This is a genomic window from Nocardia sp. NPDC004711, from assembly GCF_053601595.1.
Window position 1 is genome coordinate 1 of sequence record NZ_JBSGCB010000173.1, and the last position, 1,667, is coordinate 1,667.

A 1,667-nucleotide genomic window follows, 5' to 3' on the forward strand; every position below is an offset into this window, starting at 1 on the left:
GCTGGCGGGCAGCCGATTGACCGAGCATCCCACCGGGCACCTGGACCGAATCCTGGCCGGGACCCGGCCCTAACACCAGTCTTAAGTAGCCGATTGTCGTGCGGCGCTTGTCTGGCTGCAGCGGGCTCCAACAACGCGGACCTGATGCGAGACCTCCGCTCACGTAGGGCATGATCGGTATCCGGTCGCGTGTGAATTGCCCAGTTCTGGGCCGAGTTCAGTCGACCCGATGGTTGGTCTCGTTGATCTACTCCGCGTAGGTTCGCGGTCCCATGAGAACTGCTCTGACCGGCTTCTTCTGAGGGTTTTGATATCGCGTTGCCGCGGCTGGGGGTGGGTCGCAGAATGTGCAGGTGACCGTCTTCGAGGGTGTCGCGCAACGCGATGAATGGACCGATCTTCCAATGTCTGTGCGCGAGCGGGTCGTCGCTGGGCTCGGAACGCCGGTGGTGTCTGCCGCCAATCAGGACGGTGGGTTCAGTCACGGGATGGCCGCGGTGCTGGTGCTGGCCGACGGTAGACAAGCGTTCGCCAAGGCGATACGCGCCGATGACGAACTCGCGAGCCCGTTTCGCATGGAAGCCGCTGCTTCGCAAGGTGTTTCAGGTCTTGTTCCGACACCTTCTTGGTTGTTCACGGTCGAGGAGTCGGGGTGGTTCGTTCTCGTGTTCGAGTTCGTCGCGGGCCGACACCCCCGTCTGGACCGGCCCGAGGAGCTGACCGCGGTGTTGGCGCTGCTGGATCGGATGGCGAAGGCGTTGACGCCGAGCCCGCTACCAGCTGCGCCCGCCGTGGCCCAGATGTACGGGCCGGAACTGCGGCGTTGGACCAGTTTTGCCGAACGTGGCACACCACAGGACCTGGACCCGTGGGCAGTGCGGAATCTGGATGCGCTGGTGGCGCTGGAGGGTCGGTGGCTCGAGTGGGCGACCGGGGAGACGTTGTTGCACACCGATCTTCGCTCCGACAACCTGCTTGTGACCGCTGACGGGTCGGTGACAGTGGTGGACTGGGCGTGGCCGTGCCGCGGTGCGGCGTGGGTGGACCTGGGGTTTCTGGCTCCCTCGATCGCAGCCGCCGGGATCGACCCTGATCCGATCTTGGCCACGCATCCGGTGACGCGAGACCTCGATCGGGTCGCGATGGATTCGCTGCTGTGCGCGCTGGCCGGCTATTGGAGTGCGCAGTCTCGCCTGCCGGCGCCGCCACGGTCACCGAATCTGCGAGTGTTTCAGGGGCGGGCGGCTCGAACAACGCTGTCGTGGTTGGCCTCACGGTTGAATTGGTCGTAGTGGTGGGGGTGATGCTGTGGGCGGTGCACCTCAGTACCGGCCGGATCTACGGACACCCAGCGAACGACTACGCGGAACGACGAGCAACCGGCTGGCCTCACTCCTGTAATGCCGCATACCGCGCTGACCGAACCGGCCAGCGTGGGGCGCCGGCGGCCGGAACCTGTTGCGGTGCAGAACGTCCGCTTCTGCCGATGTGCGGATCCCACTGAACCAGGTCCTGTCCTGTAACTCTTTCGTCGATGCCGCGCGCCTCCGCTAGCCTCGACAACCGTGTCGACGTCTTTTCCTCCGATCGATCCGTACGCCGGCGGTCTGCTCGAGGTCGGCGACCGAAACCAGGTGTACTGGTGCACCAGCGGCAATCCTGCGGGC

1 protein-coding gene is annotated in these 1,667 nt (G+C 65.1%); it reads left to right on the forward strand.

Translation table 11 applies throughout. From position 1 onward, the window contains the following. The first annotated feature begins 353 nt into the window (after positions 1-353). Entirely contained in the window at positions 354-1,292 is a 939-nt protein-coding gene (locus ACWEKS_RS49235) for a phosphotransferase (RefSeq protein WP_452346590.1), read from the forward strand. Positions 1,293-1,667: the final 375 nt, after the last annotated feature.